Raw genomic sequence first — 400 nt, 5'->3', positions numbered from 1 at the left:
GTCGATCAGCGAGAGGGAGCTTGTCGCACCCGATAGACCCGGAATGAGCCGCGCGGAGAACCTTTGTTATCAACGTGCTGAGGGCTTGGGTGGGTTGGGGTTTCTTGAACGATACCGTCTGACTGGGGAGTTGATTGAAGCGTCACTGGAAAACTATGTCTGTGCTGCAGAGTCGGGTGATCCACAGGCGAGTCTGTCGGCGGCAAGCTTAAGTCTTTCGCAGATGGCACCTCAGCTGGAAACCAGCAAGGTTGAGGCTTTGTTCAAAGCGGCATCGACGACAGCGAGCGGCGCGCTGGGTTATGCCACTTATTTTTGTAACGGTAATTCCACCGACTATAACGGCCCTTGCCTCCACCCCGAGCAGGCAGAAAGGGAAATTATTCGCGCGGTTTCCATG

General features: G+C 55.2%; 1 protein-coding gene. It reads left to right on the top strand.

Annotated elements, in window-relative coordinates; all coding sequences use genetic code 11:
• Nucleotides 1-400: hypothetical protein (locus AC1DF0_RS32530; RefSeq protein WP_477577738.1), on the top strand; the 400-nt coding region annotated here is incomplete at both ends.

The organism is Paenibacillus sp. 05T425 (genome assembly GCF_056396205.1).
Note: the sequence above shows the minus strand (reverse complement) of the source record. Positions and strands in the feature narration are given on the sequence as shown.